The organism is Adlercreutzia equolifaciens (genome assembly GCF_029076695.1).
In the GTDB taxonomy this organism is placed as follows: domain Bacteria; phylum Actinomycetota; class Coriobacteriia; order Coriobacteriales; family Eggerthellaceae; genus Adlercreutzia; species Adlercreutzia equolifaciens_A.
In genome coordinates, this window is the sequence record NZ_JARFIK010000221.1 from 1 (window position 1) to 324 (window position 324).

The 324-nt window shown below is 62.0% G+C and carries 1 protein-coding gene; it reads right to left on the reverse strand.

Annotation, left to right across the window (positions count from 1 at the left end; all coding sequences use genetic code 11):
* On the reverse strand, nucleotides 1-324 hold a 324-nt coding region (locus PZH32_RS12140; protein WP_275208511.1), incomplete at both ends, for a hypothetical protein.

Genomic DNA, 324 nt, shown 5'->3' on the forward strand with positions numbered 1-324 from the left:
GGGCGATGAGCTCCTTCTGCAGAGCGTCCAGGTAGGCGCGGGTGCCCGGGGCCACGTTCGTGCGATCGGCGTTGGCCAGGGTGTTGATGTCCATCAGCACGTAATGCAGATACTGATCCCACTCGCCGGCATGACGCGCCAGAGCCACGCTATCGTCGCCGTAGTAGTCGCCCTGGTGGTAGGTGTCCATATCCTGGCTGACATAGCGCGGATTGACCTCGGTCACCAGCGCGCCGTAGCTGGGAATGGCCACCGAGAACTCATCGAGGTTGAGCGCCAGCCACTCCACCGTGGCAATATCGGGATCGGTATTGCGCTTGATCT